This is a genomic window from Amycolatopsis orientalis DSM 43388 (assembly GCF_000411975.1).
Classification (GTDB): Bacteria; Actinomycetota; Actinomycetes; order Mycobacteriales; family Pseudonocardiaceae; genus Amycolatopsis; species Amycolatopsis orientalis_D.
In genome coordinates this window covers 1-19961 of sequence record NZ_ASXG01000116.1, presented here as the reverse complement: position 1 = coordinate 19961, position 19961 = coordinate 1, and the positions used below count along the sequence as shown (strand labels likewise).

Genomic DNA, 19961 nt, shown 5'->3' with positions numbered 1-19961 from the left:
TCCGCGGACTTCGCGACCCGGCAGCAACGGCCTTGGCCGCCGCTCGGCGAGCGCTTGTCGATCCGGGTTGCCGCGCTCCGATGCTGCGGACGGTTCTTTCTGCCGATCTCGTGACGCTCGTCCCGAGCAGCGAGGCCAACCCGGGGCGCACTGAAGGCGGACACCGTGCGGTTTTCTCCTTCGGAGACAACCAAGCGTTCGTCGCTCGGCGACGGTGGGTGGCGTTCGCCGAACCCGAACTCGCCCAGGCCGAGGCGTTCCTGGAATTGCTCGCCGCGGCGGAGCAGAACCTGGCCGGCCCGATAGTGCTCGACCGTCCGGACGGAGCCGCGGTCGTTCTCCGGCTCGGCATTCCGCGAGACATCGACGCGATCGGCGCGGTGCACCTTCGCTGCTCGGCGAAGACGTTGTTCAACCGCTACCACACTGGCCTGCGCACGGTTCCCCGGAAATGGCTGCACCGTTTGCTCATGCCGCCGCGCGGAACGAGCTTGCTCGCAGTGTGCGGACGGGACGTGATCGGCTTCGGCCAGCTGATTTCTCAGCTCGACGGTACGGCCGAGGTGTCGCTTCTCGTCGAGGACGCTTGGCAGCTCCAGGGAATCGGCACGGCGTTGCTTGCCCGGCTGGCCGCCCTCGCCGAGGCCGGCGGGACCACGGAACTGACCGCGGTCCGTCTTCCGGGCAACGACGCCATGGTCCGGACCGCGGTTCGCGCCGGACTGCGGATCGAAACCAGTCCGGACGACGAGACGCTGCTCCGGCTCACCGCCGCCCGGCCGCCGCGGACGGTCAGCGGTTCCAGAACCAGTCTTTGCCCCGTGCCTCGCGCAGCGCCTGCTTCTTCCGCTCAGGCGTGAGCCGGTCGAGGTAGAGCTTGCCGTCGAGGTGGTCGGTTTCGTGCTGGAGGCACTGGGCAAGCACGTCGACGCCCTCGACCTCGATCGGTTCGTTGCGCAGGTCGACGCCGCGCACGACGGCGTGCTTGGCGCGGACCGTCGGGAACCACAGTTCCGGCACGGACAGGCAGCCCTCGCCGATTTCGTGCGTTTCCTCGGACAGGTGGACGATTTCCGGGTTGATCACGTACCCGGTCAGCCCGCCGACGTCGTAGCTGAACACCCGCAGCCCGACCCCGATCTGCGGCGCGGCGAGCCCGGCCCGGCCCTCCGGCTGCACGCTGTCGAGAAGGTCCTTCACCAGCGCCTCGATCTTGCTGTCGAACGTGGTCACCGGGTCGCACACGGACTTGAGCACCGGGTCACCGAAGTAGCGCAACTCGCGCATCGCCATGATCGAACGTCCTTTTGTCCACCGAGGGGCCACGGGAAGTCTAGTGATGCCACCTGCTTCCCTGACGCCGGTACACCGAGCATGCCCGCGCCGCGAAGCCGGACGGTGGCCGAGACCAGGACCCACAGGCCGGATGCGGTCGTGCCTTGGCCGGGCGACGACCAGGCAAGGTCAAGCTCTCAAACGAAGTCCCTTCGGTGTCGCCCGGAAACCGGCTTCCTGGAGGATCTCCGCCAGTTCCGAGGTCAGCGCGTGTTCTCCGTCCGCGCGTTGGACGGCCAACTGCCCCAGCCAGCCTTCCCGGACCGCGGTCGACAACGCGGCCGCGGCGGCTTGCAGCGAGGCGCGTTCCTCGGTGAAGCTCAGCAATGAGCGGCCGCCGCGTTCGACGTACAGGGCGGGGACCCCGTCGACCAGCACCGCCAGCGCCCCGGCTTTGCGCGCCGGACGGTGTTTCGTGTCGCCGGTTGCGGCGGGCCAGGAAAGCGCCGCACCGTACGGCTGTGCTGGATCCGCGGCAGCGAGCACGACGGCCCGAGCGGTGTCGTTCCGGCTCGCGGCGGCGGGCGCGGTGCTGGACAGGGCACGCAGCCGGTCGACCGCGCCCTTCGCGGCGAACTGCGCGGCACCGAGACCTTCGACGACATAGCCGCGAATAACCTGCCCGGTGTCTTCCATGCCACGCAACACCTTGTAGATCCCGGAAAAACCGCCGGTGACCCGTTCGGTGTCGAGCGCGCCGCGGGTGAGGACGCCGTGCCGTTCCAGAAACGCCTCGGTGCGGGCATGTGCGCGGCGCGTCGGGTCGGCTTCGCGCGGCGGGGTCAGCGCCCATCGACCGGCTGCGGTCGGCGGCCCGGTGCGCGACGGCATTGCCGGACGGCTGGCCCGCATGCGGGCGTATCGGCCGCGGGGCGCTTGCCTCCGTGGTTTGTGCGCCCCGTGCCCGGCGACCTGCGCGCGCAACGGCGCGAGCGTGTCGCCGGTGACGAGCCCAGCCCACACCAGATCCCACAACGCGGCCACCACGGCGCCGTCGTCCGGCGGTTGCTCCAGCCCTGGCGTGACCCGGTCGACGAGCTGCCGGAAGAACAGTGCACCGCCCTCCAGCGCCGCCACGATCGCCTCGTGCAGCGGACTCGTCGGCGGATTCTCCTCGACCTCGGGCAGCAGCAGATCCGCGACGTCGGACGGAGCCAGCGCCAGCCAGCCGTCCCCGCCGGACAGCGAACCGCAGCCCGCCCAGGTGACCTCGCCCGCGGTGGTGAGTTCGTCGAGCAGCGCGGGGAAGTAGCCCGGCAACCGGCTGGGCAGGATGAGCGACTCGACCGCGCTCGCCGGCAACGGCGCACCGGCCAGCTGCTCGACCACCGACAGCACGTCGTCGGCCGTCGGCGCGGAACGCAGACGCGCGCCGATTCCGTGCCACGCGGGCAAGAACCGGCCCAGCGCCGCCGGTTCGACGGGCTCGACCTCGGCCCGCAGCCGAGCGAGCGAAGCGCGCCGCAACCGCCGCAACACGGCCGCGTCACAATATTCGACGCCCACGCCATGGGTTTCCGGATGCCCGACCGGACTCAGTTCGCCGCGGACCAGCCTGCCTTCCCCGGTGAGCCGGTCGAGCACCCCGGTGACGACAGCGGCGCCCAGCCCGAACCGGTCCGCCGCGGCGGACGCGGAGAACGGGCCGCGGGTTCGCGCGTAGCGGCCGAGCAGGTCGCCCAGCGGGTCCGCCACCGGCTCGGTGAACGCCTCGGGCACGCCGACCGGAAGCGCGACGCCCAGCGCGTCCCGCACCCGTCCGGCGTCCTCGATGGCCAGATAGCGTTCCTCGCCGCCGATCCGCACCTGGATCGCCCGCCGCGCCGACGCGAGTTCTGCCAGCCACTCCGGGCGAATCCCGCGTTCCGCGGCTTCCGCGACGGACAGATCGCCGAGGAACCGCAACAGATCGGCCGCGTCCTCCGCCGACCGGGCGTGCCGATCCGGGTCGAGCCGCTGCAACGACCGTTCGACCTCGGCCACCGCTTCGGGATCGAGCAGCTCGCGAATCGCTTCCGTGCCCAGCAATTCGGCCAGCAGCGCGGAATCCAGCGACAGCGCCGCGGCCCGCCGCTCGGCCAGCGGAGCGTCCGTCTCGTAGAGGAACATCCCGACGTAGCCGAAAAGCAGGCTGCGGGCGAACGGCGACGCGGAAGGCGTCTCCACCTCCACCAGCCGCACTTTCCGCGCCCGCACGTCCGACATCAGCTCCCGCAGCCCGCCGACGTCGTAGACATCCTGCAGAACCTCGCGCATCGCCTCCAGCACGACCGGGAACCGTTCGTACTTCGCCGCGACCGACAACAGTTGCGACGCCCGTTGTCGTTGCTGCCACAGCGGGGTGCGCCGCCGCGGATCACGGCGGGGCAGCAACAGCGAGCGAGCCGCGCACTCGCGGAACCGCGCCGCGAAGACCGCCGAGCCGCCGACCTCCGCCACGATCAGCTGCTCGACCTCCTCCGGGTCGAGCAGGACGTCGTCGGCGGTGATGGTGACTTCGCCGCCGTCGGCATCGAGCGCGTCGGGCAGCCGCAGCACGATGCCGTCGTCGGAGTGCGCCACCTGGGCGTCGACGCCGCGGTTTTCCCGCAACCGCGCGGCGATCGCGAGCGCCCACGGCGCGTTGACCTGCGCGCCGAACGGCGAATGGAGCACGATCCGCCAGTCGCCCAGCTCGTCGCGATAGCGTTCGAGCAGGAGGACGCGGTCGTTGGGCACATGCCGGGTCGCCGACTTCTGTTCTTCCAGATACGCCAGCAGGTTGTCGCAGGCACGTTGGTCGAGCCCGGCCGCGGCGGCCCGGTCCCTCGCCGTCACGGTGTCCGAAGTGGACAGTTCGCGGACGAACGCGCCGAGCGCGCGCCCCAGTTCGAGCGGACGTCCGGCGGCGTCGCCCTTCCAGAACGGCATCCGGGCGGGCTGGCCCGGGGCGGGCACGACGATCACGCGGTCATGGGTGATGTCGGTGATCCGCCACGACGAGGTGCCCAGCAGGATCGTGTCGCCGACCCGCGATTCGTACACCATCTCCTCGTCGAACTCGCCCACCCGCGAGCCGGGTTTGCCGTCGTCGCCCGGGGTCATCACGGTGAACAGCCCGCGGTCGGGGATGGTGCCGCCGGACGTGACCGCCAGCCGCTGCGAACCCGGCCGTCCGCGCAGTTCGCCGCCGACCCGGTCCCACGTGATCCGCGCCCGCAACTCGCCGAACTCCTCGCTCGGGTAACGGCCGGCGAGCATGTCGAGCACCGCGTGCAGCGCGTCGTCCGGCAGCGAACTGAACGGAGCCGCCCGCCGGACGAGCGCCGCCAGCTCCGGCACCGTCCACGGTTCGAGCGCCACCATCGCGACGATGTGCTGGGCCAGCACGTCGAGCGGGTTGCGCGGGTACCGCACCGCCTCGATCGCCCCGTTCGCCATCCGTTCCGCGACCACCGCGCACGACACCAGGTCGCCGCGGAACTTCGGGAACATCACGCCCGACGACACCGCACCGACCTGGTGCCCGGCCCGGCCGACGCGCTGCAGCCCGGACGCCACGGTGGGCGGCGCCTCGATCTGCACGACCAGATCCACAGCGCCCATGTCGATGCCGAGTTCGAGCGACGACGTGGCCACCACGCACGGCAGCCGCCCGGACTTCAGCTCCTCCTCGACCTGGGTGCGCTGCCCGCGGGACATCGACCCGTGGTGCGCCCGGGCGATGACCGGTTCCGCGCCCGTCGTTACCCCGGACTGCCCGACGGCCTCGGCCGGGAACGCGTCGCCCGGGGCGAGACCGGTCTGCTCGGCCGCGAGTTCGTTGAGCCGCGCGGTGAGCCGTTCGGTGAGCCGCCGCGAGTTGCCGAACACGATGGTGGAGCGGTGCGCGCGGATCAGCTCCAGCACCCGTTCCTCGACCGCGGGCCAGATCGACGGCCGCTGCACCGCCGCGCCGGCCACCTCTTCCTGGGTGCCGATCCCGCCCTCCGACGGCAATTGCGACAGTGACGTGAGGTCGTCGAGCCGCTCCATCGGCGACGGCGCCGGGCCGTCGAGGTTCGCCATGTCCTCGACCGGCACCTCCACCCGCACCTGGATCGTCTTCGCGAGTTTCGGCTGCACGACGGTGACCGGGCGACCGCCGGCGAGGAACGCGCTCACCTCGTCGATCGGGCGCACGGTGGCCGACAGCCCGATGCGCTGGGCCGGTTTGGGCAGCAGCGCGTCCAGCCGTTCCAGCGACAACGCCAGGTGCGCGCCGCGTTTGCCGCCCGCGACGGCGTGCACCTCGTCGACGATGACCGTCTCGACGCCTTTCAGCGATTCCCGCGCCGAGGACGTGAGAAGGAGAAACAGCGACTCCGGCGTGGTGACCAGCACGTCCGGCGGGGTTTTCCCGAACGACCGGCGCTCCGCCGCGGTGGTGTCGCCGGTGCGCATGCCGACCTCGATCTCCGGCGCGGGCAGCCCCAGCCGGTGCGCGGCCTGGGAGATGCCCGCCAGCGGCGCGCGCAGGTTGCGCTGCACGTCGACCGCCAGCGCCTTCAGCGGCGAGACGTACAGGATCCGGCACCGCTCGCGCGGGTTCGCCGGCGGCGGTTCCGCCGCCAGCCGGTCCAGTGCCCACAGGAACGCGGACAGCGTCTTGCCGGACCCGGTGGGCGCCACGACCAGGGCGTGCTGCCCGGCGTGTGCGGCCCGCCAGGCCCCTTCCTGCGCGGCCGTCGGGGCGGCGAAGGCCCCGGCGAACCAGGTTCGGGTCGCCGGGGAGAAGAGGTCGAGCACGTCGTTTGCCACGGGATCCATCATGCGCGGCGCCCCCGACAATTTCCGGGGCCAGGGCAGGGCGGCCCGGGCCGGATCCCCTCGGGTGGGTGACCGATTCGCTTAGATCGCGTACTTCCACACGGTCAGCGAATAAGCCGAATACCAGGCCCCGACCAGCACGAACACGGTTGCCGCGGCGATCATCGTGGACTTCTTGCGACCGGCCAGCCCCATCGCCACGGGCAGCAGAAGCACGAACCCGGGAAGCACGAACCTCGATTTCAAAGCAGGCAGCCCGGCGCTGCACAGCACCAGCACCACGACACCGACCGCGTACGCCGCCAACGGCCACGGCATCCGGCGGCCGGTCACGCAGATGACCGCGAGTGCGATCGCGGCGAGCATCACGAGCACGACGAGCGTCTCCCACGCGTTGCCCGAGGTCAACAGCGTCTGCGTGATCCATTTCCAGGCTTCGGCTCCCGCGTCGAAACGCGTGTTCCAGCCCCGGAGTTCGACGTCCTGCCAGCCGGTCGCACTGCCGGTCTGCACCGCGACGAATCCCCAGTACCCGAGCAGGCCGAGCGGCGCGACGAAAACGCACATGAGTGCGTTCCACCGCTGCCGGTTCCGCCACCCGTCGATGGCCGCGGCGATGACCACGACCGCGACCAGCACGCACGCAGTGGACCGAGTGAGCCCGGCGAACAGCGTCGCGGTCGCGGCGAGGTACCACTTGCGCTCGATCACACCGACCAGCGCCCACGCGGCGAACGCGGTGAAGAGCGCCTCGGTCATCACCATGCTCTCGGCGATCGCCATCGGCGCCGCGCCCCACAACACCGCGAGCAGCAACCCCGCTCGACGGCTGTGGACGCGCTGGCCGATCCGGTACATCGCCGTCGCAGCCGCGATTCCGGCGAGCGTCGACACCAGGATTCCGGCCCCGAAGTACGTCACTCCGGGCAGCTTTTCGAACAGGCCGATCAGCGCCGGATACAGCGGGAAGTAGCCGTACGAGGCATCGGGATAGGGCAGTCCGGCCGCGTCGAGCGGATTGCTCACGCCGGTGTAGTTGTGCTCCGCGATCTGCAGGTACCACCAGCCGTCCCAGGACTGCAGCCGCTCGCCCAGCGGCAGGTTCCGGGGCGCGGCCATGGCGGCGAGCGCGCCGAGCCCGACCAGCCGCACCACGAGGTACAGCACCGCCGCGTGCACATAGCCGGAACGGCTCCATTTGCCCGCCGCGATCCGCAATGGGTGCGCCGGATTGCCCGCCGCGGCCTCGTCGAACTGCTCTCGGCGGGTTTTGTCCACTAGCTCTGTCATTGCCTCCCCGTCCTCGGAAGACGAGACGTTCCGTCGCTTCCCGGGGTTGCGTGCGTCGCGAGTTTCGCGGGTCCGCACGCACGGTGACCGGGCACGTGGCAGCATCTCCGCCAGCACTGCTTGAGTCGAGGGGAAACTACTGTGCGGATCCTGTCGGTGGACCTGGGGACGTCGAACACCGTTGCCGTCCTTTCCGCGCACGGCAGGCCGCCACGCGTCGTAGAGGTCGACGGGTCGGCCAGCATGCCCTCCGCGGTGTTCGCCGGGGAAGACGGCACGCTGATGGTCGGCCGGGACGCCGAACGCCGCGCGCGGCTCGACCCGACCCGGTTCGAGCCCAACCCTAAACGGCGCATCGACGAGCAGACACTGCTGCTCGGCACGGACGTCGTCCCGGTCAACGAAGCGCTGGCCGCGATCCTGCGCCGGGTGCTCGACGAGACCACGCGCCAGCTCGGCGGCGAGCAGCCGGACGAGGTCCGGCTCACTCACCCCGCGCAGTGGGGTCCGGTGCGCCGCAACGTGCTGCTGAGCGCGGCGCGCCTCGCCGGTATTCGCGGAAACATCGTCCTCGTGCCGGAACCCGTCGCCGCCGCGGCGCACTTCGCGTCCTTTCCCGAGCGCGCGTTGGCTCCAGGGCAGGCTCTCGCGGTGTACGACCTCGGCGCGGGCACGTTCGACGTCGCAGTCGTCGGCGCGAACCAGAACGGCTACACAGTGCTTGCCGAAGACGGCTTGCCCGACCTCGGCGGCCTCGACGTCGACCAGGCGCTGATGGTCCACGTAGGACGTGAGGTGTCGCACTCGGACCCGCAGCGTTGGCAGCGGCTGCTTCGCCCTGAATCCACCGCGGACCGGCGTACGCGACGCGCGCTGCAAGAAGACGTGAAGGCCGCGAAGGAGGCACTGTCTCGGCATCCGCAGACAGAAGTGCCGATGCCGGAGCCGTTCAAGGACGTGCTCGTCACGCGCGGAGAGCTGGAAGGCTTGGTGCGTCCGGCAATGCTGCGCAGCGTGGAGCTGCTCTCGCGGACACTGCGTTCGGCCGGGCTGACCTCGGATCGTCTCGCCGGCATTTACCTCGTCGGCGGTTCGAGCCGGTTGCCGCTGGTCGGGTCGATGATCGCGGAGAAGCTCGGCGTCGTCCCCACGAGTCTCGACCAGCCGGAGACGGCCGTCGCGCTGGGTGCGCAGCACGTCGCCAAGGACGGACTGTCGATGCGTACGCAGAACGTCGAGGGCCAGGTGGCGTCAGGTACGCCGTACCCGCCGACTGCTGCGCTACAGGGCAACTACCCGGCGTACTCGCCGACACAGCCACAGCCGATGCCGCCGTTCCAGTCTTCGCCGGCACCGTCCAACTTCCCGACGTACACGCCCGCTAAGCCGGAGAAGAAGAGCCGCACCAAGCTGTGGATCAGCATCGCGGCGGCTGTGGTGGTCGTGCTCGCGGCTGGGCTGACCGTGTTCCTCACCACTAAGGGCTCGTCGGTGACGACGTACACCGCTGAGGAGTGCCGCACGCCGGGGCAAGCCGACTCGTCCGGCCTGACCGGCTGTATGCGTCAGCTGGCGGGCAAGGTCGCGGAGAACGGCAGCTGTGCTCCCGGCATGGGCAACGGTCCGGCCGCGCCGGCGAAGAGCCTCGGGACCGCGGCGACGTGTGCCGCACCAGGGCGCGCGGGCACTCAGGTGACGTACGTGCAGGGACAGTCGGTAGCGGAGCTGAAGCAGTACACCGACGGACTGCTCGCCTCCGCGGGCGGCGACCGCACCGAAGCGGACTGGAAGGGCAACGCCCTCGAAGGCCACTACGCGGCGGCAGCCGGACAGTCCTCGGCGGTCCTCGTGTTCACGGTGAAGGACCGGCCCCTCGTCGGGTTCCTCTATCAGGTGAATTCCGGCGGGCAGGCGGCCACGCCGGGCGCGCTGGCCGATTACTTCGAGCAGAGCGTCCAGCCGGGGGAGTGATCCCCGTTCGCGCGGGAAAGCTAGCATTCGCCCGATGCGTATCACGGTGTTCCGACGGCTGATGGCCGAGGAGTTCGGGTCCGGACGCGCCGAGATGCTCGCCCAGGACCACGTGTTCAGCGGGCTCGGCGGGCGCACGGTCGAAGAGGCGCTGAGCGCGGGAACGCCGGCCAAGGAGATCTGGCGAGCGGTCTGCGTCGAGTTCGAGGTGCCGCCGGAACGGCGCTGACCTGGGATTTCCCCGGTCCGGGCGGCGCGAAGGGCGAAAACCGCGGCCGATGGGCGTGTCGCCGCGAGCCTCGAACATCTGTTCGTCTATGGTGTTGTGCACAACGGGGCCAGCGATCCACAGATCGGTCGCCGCGCCTGGAATTGTCGGTCCCTCCCCGTAGCGTCGGACCGGACAGAGCTTGGCCGCCGGACAAGCTTGATCTGGACAACCGAACACACACCGGCCCCAACCAGCGAGGTGGACTTCCATGCCAGCAGCACCCGACAAGGACAAGGCGCTCGAGCTCGCCCTTGCGCAGATCGACAAGCAGTACGGCAAGGGCTCGGTGATGCGCCTCGGCGAGGACGCCCGCCCGCCCATCGCCGTGATCCCCACCGGCGCGATCGCGCTCGACGTCGCGCTCGGCATCGGCGGCCTGCCGCGCGGCCGGGTCGTCGAGATCTACGGACCGGAGTCCTCCGGTAAGACCACGGTCGCCCTGCACGCGGTGGCCAACGCCCAGCGCAACGGCGGCATCGCGGCGTTCATCGACGCCGAGCACGCGCTCGACCCGGAGTACGCGAAGAAGCTCGGCGTCGACACCGACGCGCTGCTGGTGTCCCAGCCGGACACCGGCGAGCAGGCGCTCGAGATCGCGGACATGCTGATCCGCTCCGGCGCGCTCGACATCCTGGTCATCGACTCCGTCGCGGCCCTCGTGCCGCGCGCGGAAATCGAGGGCGAGATGGGCGACTCGCACGTCGGCCTCCAGGCCCGCCTGATGAGCCAGGCGCTGCGGAAGATCACCGGTGCGCTGTCGAACTCCGGCACCACCGCGATCTTCATCAACCAGCTGCGCGAGAAGGTCGGCGTCATGTTCGGCTCGCCGGAGACCACCACCGGTGGTAAAGCGCTGAAGTTCTACGCGTCGGTCCGGCTCGACGTGCGCCGCATCGAAACGCTCAAGGACGGCGGCGAGCCGGTCGGCAACCGCACCCGCGTGAAGGTCGTCAAGAACAAGGTGGCCCCGCCCTTCAAGCAGGCCGAGTTCGACATCCTCTACGGCATGGGCGTCTCGCGCGAGGGCTCGCTCATCGACATGGGCGTCGACCAGGGCATCCTGCGCAAGTCGGGGGCCTGGTACACGTACGAGGGCGACCAGCTGGGCCAGGGCAAGGAGAACGCCCGCCGGTTCCTGCGCGACAACCCGGACATCGCCAACGAGATCGAGAAGCGCATCAAGGAGAAGCTCGGCATCGGCCCGCAGGTCGACGCCGAGGCCGAGGCAGTGCCCGCGCCGGTCGACTTCTGATCCGGGGAGGGGAGGGGATCGGCGGGTTCCCTCCCCGGTGCTCGGACCGGGTGCCGGACCGCCGCTGAGCCCGATGCGGCTTTGCCGCGACGGCTCGCCGGGGCCTGGTCCCCCTGGCCGGAGGTTCGGCCGGGGCCGTACGGCAGGTGCGCTTCAGCGGATAGCGGTGGCGCTAGTGCAGACGGCGTGCGAACCCGAGCCTGGGGCTGCGGAAGTTCCGTCGGCGCGGCCTGAGGCGCGTACGCATGAGCCGGTCGCCGGTGCCGTGCTGGTCGGTCCGAGCCAGTGCGAGTTCGGCGCTCGCCCGCCGGGATTCGCCCCGGTGGCGGGGCGGTGGAGGCGGTGGCGGAAACGGATGGAGAGGTGACGGTGCCGTCGTCCGAGGGCGGCACCGGGAAGAGGAGTGCGGTCGTGGCCAGGGTGCCGAAGGTCGATCCGGCGGAGTTGCCTCCGGAGGAACGGGCCAAGAAGGCCAAGGAGATCTGCTTCGACCTCCTCGCCGCCCGGCCGCGGACGGTCGACGAGCTGCGGCAGGCGTTGCAGCGCAAGGGGTTCGACAGCGAGACCGTCGAAACCCTGCTCGGCAAGCTCGACCGTGCCGGTCTCGTGAACGACGCCGAGTTCGCCGAAACCTGGGTCCGCAACCGGCACGCCAACCAGGGATTGTCGCGCACCGCACTGGTCGCGGAGCTGCGGCGCAAGGGCGTCGACGGCGAGATCGCGGCGCAAGCGGCGGAAGAAGTCGACCGGGACGCCGAAGAACAGCGGGCTCGCGACCTGGTGCGGAAGCGGCTCGGGTCGCTCGGGAACGTCGACGAGCAGACCGCGATCCGTCGCCTGCTCGGGTTCCTCGCGCGAAAGGGCTACCCGCAAGGCCTGGCGTACACGGTGATCCGCGACGAGCTACGCGAGTTCGGGGCGGAATCCAGCCTGCTGGACGACGTGACGGTCGACTGACTGCCCTGCGGCAGCAAGAAACCCCCACCTCCGACCCGGAGGCGACGGGTTTCCGGAACGGCTCAGCGCAGCGCGGCGGCTTCGGCGGCCAGCTTCTCGACGGCCGCGAAGTCCTTGGCCGCCAACAGCTTCGCGGGCGTCAGCCACGATCCGCCGACGCAGCCGACGTTCGGCAGCGCCAGATACGACGAGGCCGACTCCAGAGTGACCCCGCCGGTCGGGCAGAACCGCAGCTGCGGCAGCGGTCCGGCGATCGACTTCAGGAACGCCGCGCCCCCGCTCGCCTCCGCCGGGAAGAACTTCAGCGCGCTCAACCCGCGTTCGGCCAGCCGCATCGCTTCCGACACGGTGCTCGCGCCCGGCAGGAAAGGCAGCCCGGTGTCGAACGCGGCGTCCAGCACGGCGTCCGTGCAGCCCGGCGTTACCAGGAACTTCGCGCCCGCGTCAGCGGCCTGCTTCGCCTGCTCCGGCGACGTCACCGTGCCGACGCCCACGACGATGTCCGGCACCTCGGCCGCCACCCGCTCGATCGCGGTCAGCGCGACCGGCGTGCGCAGCGTCAGCTCGATCACCCCGATCCCGCCGGCGAGCAGGGCGCGGGCGGTCGGCACCGCGTCGTCGGCGTCGTCGATCACCACGACGGGCATCACGGGGGACAGGGCGAGCAGATCCGTGCCGGTGGTCACTGACCGACCTCCTGGGTCTGGAGAGCATACGGGGACTCGCCCATTGTCTCGTTTCCGAATGGCGGAACGCCCCGGGCGAGGTCCAGCTCCGGAGTGAGCGCGCCGAACACGCTCGCGCCCTGGTCAGCCGGGCCGACCGCACGACGCAACGCGCCGAACAGCTCCCGCCCGGTCCCGCTCCAGGCGGCTTCCGACGGCGGGGCGTCCGTCAGGTCGCGGCGAGCCAATTCGTCGTCCGCGATCAGCACGTCCAGGCTTCCGGACCTAGCATCGAACCGGATCACGTCGCCGTCGGCGATCCGGGCGATCGGCCCTCCCACCGCGGCCTCCGGCGTCACCTGAATCGCGGCCGGCACCTTGCCCGACGCGCCCGACATCCGCCCGTCGGTGAGCAGCGCGACCCGGAACCCCCGGTCCATCAACACGCCCAACGCCGGCGTCAGTCCGTGCAGCTCCGGCATGCCGTTCGCCTGCGGACCCTGCTGCCGCAGCACCACGACCACGTCCCGGTCCAGCTCCCCGGCCTCGAACGCGACCCGGAACGCCTCCTGCGACGTGAACACCCGCGCCGGTGCCTCCACGACGCGGTGCTCCGGCGCGACCGCCGACACCTTCGTGACCGCGCGGCCCAGGTTGCCTTCCACCATCCGCAGCCCGCCGTCCGGCGCGAACGGCCGCCACACCGGACGCAGCACCTCCTCGTCGAGGCTGCGCGTCGGCACGTCTCGCCACACCAGCTCGCCGTCCGACAAGATCGGCTCCTGCGTGTACCGGCGCAGGCCGCGGCCCGCGACGGTCAGCACGTCCTCGTGCAGCAGGCCGGCGTCGAGCAGCGTGCCGACCAGGAACTGGATGCCGCCGGCCGCGTGGAAGTGGTTGATGTCCGCGCTGCCGTTCGGGTACACGCGCGCCAGCAGCGGCACGACCGCGGACAGGTCCGAGAAGTCGTCCCAGCTCAGCTGGATTCCCGCCGCCGCGGCGATCGCCACCAGGTGCATCGTGTGGTTCGTGGACCCGCCGGTGGCCAGCAGCGCCACGATGCCGTTCACGAACGCTTTTTCGTCCAGCACCTGCGAAATCGGCGTGTACGCCTCGCCTCGGGACAGCTCGACGACCCGTCGGCCGGCCTCTTCGGTCAGCGCCTGGCGAAGCGGCGTGTTCGGCGGCACGAAGCTCGCGCCCGGCAGGTGCAGGCCCATCACCTCGACCACCATCTGGTTCGAGTTGGCGGTGCCGTAGAACGTGCAGGTGCCCGCTGAGTGGTACGACGCGGCTTCCGCGTCGAGCAGGTCTTCCCGCGTCGCGAGCCCCTCGGCGTACAGCTGCCGCACCCGGGCTTTTTCCTTGTTGGGCAAGCCCGAATTCATCGGTCCGGCTGGCACGAGCACCGCGGGCAGATGCCCGAACGACAGCGCGCCGATCAACAGCCCGGGCACGATCTTGTCGCACACGCCCAGCAGCAACGCCGCGTCGAACATGTCGTGGGACAACGCGATCGCCGTCGCCATCGCGATCACCTCGCGGCTGAACAGCGACAACTCCATGCCCGGACGACCTTGCGTGATGCCGTCGCACATCGCGGGCACTCCGCCGGCGAACTGCGCGACACCGCCCGCCTCGCGGACCGATTTCTTCAGCCATGCCGGGTATTCCTGCATCGGCTGGTGGGCGGAGAGCAGGTCGTTGTAGGAGGACACGATGGCCACGCCGGGCGCGCGCAACTGGCGCAGCGCCTGCTTGTCGACGCCGTCCATGGCGGCGAATCCGTGCGCGAGGTTGCTGCAAGCGAGGCCACGGCGGACCGGCCCCTCCTCGAAAGCGGCCGCGCTGCGAGCGAGGTACGCGGCCCGCGTGCCCGCACTGCGCTCGGCGATCCGGTCAGTGACGTCGGCAAGCACGCGGTGCACCGCGGCGGTCGGGTTCGGGTTGCTGCTCATCTCAAGCTCCCGGCTCGTGACGGGTTCGCGAGACGACGGCGCTGGCGTCGCGGGAACGTGACGGTGCACACGGTAACCCGAAATCCGCCGGAAACAAAATCGATTCAGAACCCCTTGCCGGGCGGCGCGGCGGAGCCAGCCTCCGCAGCAGGTATCTGCCGTTGCTGACGGTTAATGAAGTGTTTTCGATTGATGACAGGCACTATCCGCAGCCGGAGGTGACGCTGGATGCGAGATTCGGAGATGCCCGCTCCGCAGCGATGCGCCCTGGGCAGGGCGCTGCGGGACGCCCGGATCGACGCGAGCTTCGGCTTGCGCGAGCTGGGGCGATGGGTCGGGGTGGACCCGGCGCTGCTGTCGAGCTGGGAGCTGGGCGAACAGGTGCCGACGCTGGAGGACGTGGCCGGGTTGCTCGGCGCGCTAGGAGTGGTCGGCGAGCGGAAAGCACGGATCATGTCGCTGGCCCGCGAACTGGCTGGGTCGAGCTGGGTCATGCGGGGGTCGCCGGCGGATCCGCCCCACTACGCGACAGTGGCCGGGCACGAGCGCAACGCGGAGTCGCTGACGGTGTGGGCTCCGCTGCAGATCCCGGAGCTGTTGCAGACCCCCGATTACGCGCGCCTGGTGCTCGGGCCGGGCCTGCGCGACAAGGAAAACCTGGAACAGGTCGTCGAGAACCGCTTGAGCCGCAACGCGATCCTGTTCGGCGCCAGGGCGATCGAGGCGCAGATGTTCGTCGGAACCGAGGCGCTGCGGGACCACTTCGGCGATGCCGAGGTAATGCTGCGCCAGGTGCGGCACCTCATCGACGCCTCGGCGACGGTGAAGCTCCGCCTCGTCCCGAGCCAAGCCGTGACGGAGGGCGCGTTCAGCTGGTACCGGCAGCGAGACGAGACGGAAGTCGTTTACTGCCCGCACCAACGCGCGGGCGTCTTCCTGGCCGGTAAGCAGGCCGCCCCGTACTCGGGAATCATCGCTCGGCTAGCGAAGTCCGCGCTGTCTTCGGAGGACTCGCTGCACCGCCTGTCGGCCGCAGCTGCCGGTTTTGAGGAGGAGGTGAAAGCCCAGCGGCTGGCGAACGAAGCCGGACTGACCAGACTCCTGACGGGTGAAGATCCGGCTGGCTAGCGCCCTGTCGCGCGGGGTGATCACTGCATGACTCTCTGTCTGGATCGCCGTCGGCTGACCGCGCGGCGGCATGGGGTTTGGCCCGGAAGACGTCCAGGAGACGGCCCAAGCCCCACTTTCGGCCCCTATCCGGCGAGAGAACCCCAGGTCAACCGGTACAGGATGCTTCCTTCTGGTAAATGTGCTACTTGTCACAGTGCACCGCGCGAGGCAGAGTCGTACTTGGCGGCGTTGATCGTCACCCGAACTGCCGGCCCCACCATCAGGGAGGCTTCCGATGTCCACCACAGAGATCGCCGAACTCCGGCGCACCATCGGCCAGTTGCGGCAGTGCGTGGGCGCATTGCGATCGCGCTACGGCGACGCGTCCGCGGTGCGCCGGCTGGCCAATGACGTCGAGCGGCTCGACATCGACAGCGCGGAGCTGGACGGGCACCCGCCCGCTGTGCCCGCCCAGGCGAAAGCCGTCGAACGCGTGCCTGTTCCGGATACTCCCTACGATCCGGCGCTGTGGAGCGGCGCCGACGACGAAGGTGTCGGTGGCTACAAGCGCGACCAGCGGTGAGCGCGCCCGCTGACAACGACGTCAGCCGCGCCCGCTCCGGCGTTCGGGCGCCGGGGCGGGCGCTGCTCGCGGCCCGGACGCTGCGCACCGACCGGTGGTGGCTGTCGCCCCTGCTCACGGTGCTGGGGCTGGCCACCTTCGTCGTTTACGCGACCGTCCGGGCCTTCGTGCGCACCGCCTACTGGGTGCCCGAATACCACTATCTGACGCCGTTCTACTCGCCCTGCGTGTCCACTTCCTGCGTCCCGGGCTCGAGCCACTTCGGGCACTGGTTCGGCGAAATGCCGTCCTGGCTGCCGCTGGGCGTGCTCGTGCTGCCGTTCCTGCTCGGGTTCCGGCTGACCTGCTACTACTACCGCAAGGCCTACTACCGCTCGGTGTGGTTTTCCCCGCCGGCTTGCGCGGTCGCCGAGCCGCACGCGCGCTACACCGGAGAGACGCGGCTGCCGCTGATCGTGCAGAACGTGCACCGGTACTTCTTCTACGTCGCGTGCGTCGTCTCGCTCGTCAACACCTACGACGCCATCGTCGCCTTCCAGAGTCCCACCGGGTTCGGCTTCGGGCTCGGCAACGTGATTCTCGTGGCGAACGTCGTGTTGCTGTGGGCGTACACGCTCTCCTGCCACTCGTGCCGGCACGTCACCGGCGGGCGGCTCAAGCATTTCTCGAAACATCCCGTCCGGTACTGGATCTGGACGCAGGTCACGAAGCTCAACACCCGGCACATGACCCTCGCGTGGACGACGCTCGGCACGCTCGTGCTGACCGACCTCTACGTGATGCTCGTGTCGAGCGGCGCGATCTCGGACCTGCGATTCGTGGGCTGACCCCCCGGAAATCCAGCAGCGCAAGGCAGTTCTCCCCAGCTCGTGAGGTGGCTTATTCCATGACCGAGGTCGAACGGCACAGCTACGACGTGGTGGTGATCGGTGCCGGCGGCGCCGGTCTGCGCGCGGTGATCGAAGCGCGCGAACGCGGTTTCAGCGTCGCGGTGGTGTGCAAATCCCTGTTCGGCAAAGCGCACACAGTGATGGCCGAGGGCGGCTGCGCGGCGTCGATGGGCAACGCGAACCCGAACGACAACTGGCAGGTGCATTTCCGCGACACCATGCGCGGCGGGAAGTTCCTCAACAACTGGCGGATGGCCGAGCTGCACGCGCGGGAAGCGCCGGACCGCGTCTGGGAACTCGAGACGTACGGCGCGCTCTTCGACCGCACGGCGGACGGGCGGATCAGCCAGCGCAACTTCGGCGGGCACACGTATCCGCGGCTCGCGCACGTCGGCGACCGGACCGGGCTCGAGCTGATTCGCACTATGCAGCAGAAGATCGTTTCGCTGCAACAGGAAGACTTCAAGAAGTACGGCGACTACGAGGCGCGGATCAAGGTCTTCGCCGAATGCACGGTCACCGAGCTGCTGCTGGACAACGGCGCGATCGCCGGGGCGTTCGGCTACTGGCGCGAGAGCGGCCGGTTCGTGCTGTTCGAGGCGCCCGCGGTGGTGCTCGCGACGGGCGGCATCGGCAAGTCGTTCAAGGTGACGTCGAATTCGTGGGAGTACACCGGCGACGGGCACGCGCTGGCCCTTCGCGCCGGCGCGAAGCTGATCAACATGGAGTTCGTGCAGTTCCACCCGACCGGCATGGTCTGGCCGCCGAGCGTCAAGGGCATCCTCGTCACCGAGGGCGTGCGCGGCGACGGCGGGGTGCTCAAGAACTCCGAGGACAAGCGGTTCATGTTCGAGTACGTGCCCGAGGTGTTCAAGGGCCAGTACGCGGACAGCGAGGACGAGGCCGACCGCTGGTACACCGATCAGGAGAACAACCGCCGCACACCGGACCTCCTGCCGCGCGACGAGGTGGCGCGGGCGATCAACTCCGAGGTCAAGGAGGGACGCGGGTCCCCGCACGGCGGCGTGTTCCTGGACATCGCGAGCCGGTTGCCCGCCGAGGAGATCCAGCGGCGGCTGCCGTCGATGTACCACCAGTTCAAGGAACTCGCCGACGTCGACATCACCAAGGAGGCCATGGAGGTCGGCCCCACCTGCCACTACGTGATGGGCGGCGTGGAAGTCGACCCGGACACCGGCGCGGCGAGCGTGCCCGGCCTGTTCGCCGCGGGGGAGTGCTCCGGCGGCATGCACGGGTCGAACCGGCTCGGCGGCAACTCGCTGTCGGACCTGCTCGTGTTCGGCCGCCGGGCAGGGCTGGGCGCGGCGTCCTATGTGGACGGACTGAAGGACCGGCCCGCGGTTTCGCAGTCCGATGTGGACGCCGCGGCCGCGATGGCGCTCGAACCGTTCAACCCGCCTGCCGAGGGGACACCGGAGAACCCGTACACGCTGCACACGGAGCTGCAGCAGTCGATGAACGACCTGGTCGGCATCATCCGCAAGGCTGGGGAGATCCGGCAGGCGCTGGAAAAGCTCGCGAACATCCGCAGCCGCGTAGCGCAGGTGACGGTGGAGGGCCACCGGCAGTTCAACCCCGGCTGGCACCTGGCTCTCGACCTGCGGAACATGCTGCTGGTGAGCGAATGCGTCGCCCGGGCGGCGCTGACACGCACGGAAAGCCGCGGCGGCCACACCCGCGACGACTATCCGTCGATGGACCCGGACTGGCGGCACCGGCTGCTCGTCTGCTCCGCGCGGCCCGGCGACAACCCGCTCGTGCCGGACGTCGACGTGGCCGTGAAGGAACAGGAGCCGATGCGGCCGGACCTGCTCGAGCTGTTCGAACTCGACGAGCTGGGCAAGTACTTCACCGACGCCGAGCTGGAGAACCACCCCGGGAGGACCGCGTGAGCTACCAGGCGAAGTTCCGCGTGTGGCGAGGCGACGCGACCGGCGGCGGTCTGCAGGACTTCACCGTGGAGGTGAACGAGGGCGAGGTCGTGCTCGACATCATCCACCGGCTGCAGGCCACCCAGGCCGCCGACCTCGCCGTGCGCTGGAACTGCAAGGCGGGCAAATGCGGCTCCTGCTCGGCGGAGATCAACGGCCGGCCGCGGCTGCTGTGCATGACGCGCATGTCGACCTTCACCGAGGCCGAGGTCGTGACGGTCACGCCGATGCGCACCTTCCCGGTGATCCGCGATCTCGTCACCGACGTGTCGTTCAACTACACGAAGGCTCGCGAGATCCCGTCGTTCACCCCGCCGGAGGGCTTGAAGCCCGGCGAGTACCGGATGCAGCAGGTGGACGTCGAGCGCTCGCAGGAATTCCGCAAGTGCATCGAGTGCTACCTGTGCCAGAACACGTGCCACGTCGTACGCGACCACGAGGAGAACAAGGAGACCTTCGCCGGACCTCGCTACCTCATGCGGATCGCCGAACTGGAGATGCATCCGCTGGACGTCGCCGACCGCCGCGACGCCGCACAGGACGAGCACGGGCTCGGGTTCTGCAACATCACCAAATGCTGCACCGAGGTGTGCCCGGAAGGCATCCACATCACTGACAACGCGCTGATCCCGATGAAGGAACGCGTCGCCGACCGCAAGTACGACCCGATCGTCTGGCTGGGAGACAAGCTGTTCCGCCGTAACCGGTGACGTCCGCGGGGCGGCCCGGTGGTGCGGTCGCGGTCTCGCTGGCGGCGGGACCACGGCTGAACCTGTTCGCGGAGGCGGGCTTGCCTGCTTGCCGTGGCGGACTTGCCAGGCCGCGGGGTGGGCCTGGCTTGCTTGCCGTGGCACGCCCCGGCGGTTCAGGGAGCGGTCGCCGGTTCGCGGGGCGGGCGTGGCTTGCGTGCCGTGGCGGGTTCGCCGGTTCGCGGGGCGG

The 19961-nt window shown here is 70.1% G+C and carries 15 protein-coding genes; 10 read left to right on the top strand and 5 right to left on the bottom strand.

Annotated elements, in window-relative coordinates:
- Positions 1 to 80: 80 nt before the first annotated feature.
- Positions 81 to 860 (top strand): GNAT family N-acetyltransferase, encoded by a 780-nt coding sequence (locus L942_RS22330; protein ID WP_051166150.1) that lies wholly within the window; start codon positions 81 to 83, stop codon positions 858 to 860.
- On the opposite strand, the gene def is transcribed toward L942_RS22330, so the two are convergent.
- The 3 genes from def to L942_RS22315 form a co-directional block, all read right to left on the bottom strand.
- Positions 793 to 1293, bottom strand: coding sequence for a peptide deformylase (gene def, locus L942_RS22325; RefSeq protein WP_037363702.1), 501 nt, complete (start codon positions 1291 to 1293; stop codon positions 793 to 795). The genes L942_RS22330 and def overlap by 68 nt on opposite strands.
- A gap of 171 nt (positions 1294 to 1464) precedes the next feature.
- Positions 1465 to 6126 carry an ATP-dependent helicase gene (locus L942_RS22320; RefSeq protein ID WP_037363699.1) on the bottom strand — a complete coding sequence of 1554 codons (4662 nt, stop codon included), beginning with the start codon at positions 6124 to 6126 and terminating at the stop codon, positions 1465 to 1467.
- A 78-nt stretch (positions 6127 to 6204) separates the two neighbouring features.
- On the bottom strand, positions 6205 to 7413 hold the full coding sequence (locus tag L942_RS22315; RefSeq protein ID WP_037363697.1) for a glycosyltransferase family 39 protein: 1209 nt from the start codon (positions 7411 to 7413) through the stop codon (positions 6205 to 6207).
- Positions 7414 to 7554: 141 nt separating this feature from the next.
- Between L942_RS22315 and L942_RS22310 the strand changes: the two genes are divergently transcribed.
- From L942_RS22310 to L942_RS22295, 4 genes are all read left to right on the top strand, one after another.
- Positions 7555 to 9384 (top strand): Hsp70 family protein, encoded by a 1830-nt coding sequence (locus L942_RS22310; protein WP_037363695.1) that lies wholly within the window; start codon positions 7555 to 7557, stop codon positions 9382 to 9384.
- Between the two features lie 34 nt (positions 9385 to 9418).
- Complete coding sequence (locus tag L942_RS22305) at positions 9419 to 9613, top strand: DUF3046 domain-containing protein (protein ID WP_037363693.1); 195 nt, start codon at positions 9419 to 9421, stop codon at positions 9611 to 9613.
- A gap of 250 nt (positions 9614 to 9863) precedes the next feature.
- Positions 9864 to 10907, top strand: a complete 1044-nt coding sequence (gene recA, locus L942_RS22300) for a recombinase RecA (RefSeq protein ID WP_037363691.1) — start codon at positions 9864 to 9866, stop codon at positions 10905 to 10907.
- Between the two features lie 411 nt (positions 10908 to 11318).
- A complete protein-coding gene (locus L942_RS22295) occupies positions 11319 to 11864 on the top strand; it encodes a regulatory protein RecX (protein ID WP_037363718.1) in 546 nt (181 codons plus the stop codon).
- Between the two features lie 62 nt (positions 11865 to 11926).
- Here L942_RS22295 and eda read toward each other — a convergent pair whose 3' ends face one another.
- Together eda and edd are read right to left on the bottom strand one after the other, a co-directional pair.
- On the bottom strand, positions 11927 to 12550 hold the full coding sequence (gene eda, locus L942_RS22290) for a bifunctional 4-hydroxy-2-oxoglutarate aldolase/2-dehydro-3-deoxy-phosphogluconate aldolase (protein WP_037363689.1): 624 nt from the start codon (positions 12548 to 12550) through the stop codon (positions 11927 to 11929).
- On the bottom strand, positions 12547 to 14487 hold the full coding sequence (gene edd, locus L942_RS22285) for a phosphogluconate dehydratase (RefSeq protein WP_037363686.1): 1941 nt from the start codon (positions 14485 to 14487) through the stop codon (positions 12547 to 12549). The genes eda and edd overlap by 4 nt, the downstream gene beginning before the upstream one ends.
- A gap of 228 nt (positions 14488 to 14715) precedes the next feature.
- On the opposite strand from edd, the gene L942_RS22280 reads away from it, so the two are divergent.
- From L942_RS22280 to L942_RS22260, 5 genes are all read left to right on the top strand, one after another.
- Positions 14716 to 15615 carry a helix-turn-helix domain-containing protein gene (locus L942_RS22280; protein WP_051166149.1) on the top strand — a complete coding sequence of 300 codons (900 nt, stop codon included), beginning with the start codon at positions 14716 to 14718 and terminating at the stop codon, positions 15613 to 15615.
- A gap of 277 nt (positions 15616 to 15892) precedes the next feature.
- On the top strand, positions 15893 to 16180 hold the full coding sequence (locus L942_RS22275; protein ID WP_037363683.1) for a hypothetical protein: 288 nt from the start codon (positions 15893 to 15895) through the stop codon (positions 16178 to 16180).
- Entirely contained in the window at positions 16177 to 17007 is an 831-nt protein-coding gene (locus L942_RS22270; protein WP_037363681.1) for a hypothetical protein, read from the top strand. The genes L942_RS22275 and L942_RS22270 overlap by 4 nt, the downstream gene beginning before the upstream one ends.
- A gap of 59 nt (positions 17008 to 17066) precedes the next feature.
- Positions 17067 to 18983, top strand: coding sequence for a fumarate reductase/succinate dehydrogenase flavoprotein subunit (locus tag L942_RS22265; protein WP_037363678.1), 1917 nt, complete (start codon positions 17067 to 17069; stop codon positions 18981 to 18983).
- The gene (locus tag L942_RS22260; protein WP_037363675.1) at positions 18980 to 19732 is read left to right on the top strand and encodes a succinate dehydrogenase/fumarate reductase iron-sulfur subunit; all 753 of its coding nucleotides are present in this window, start codon (positions 18980 to 18982) and stop codon (positions 19730 to 19732) included. The genes L942_RS22265 and L942_RS22260 overlap by 4 nt, the downstream gene beginning before the upstream one ends.
- Positions 19733 to 19961 lie beyond the last annotated feature (229 nt).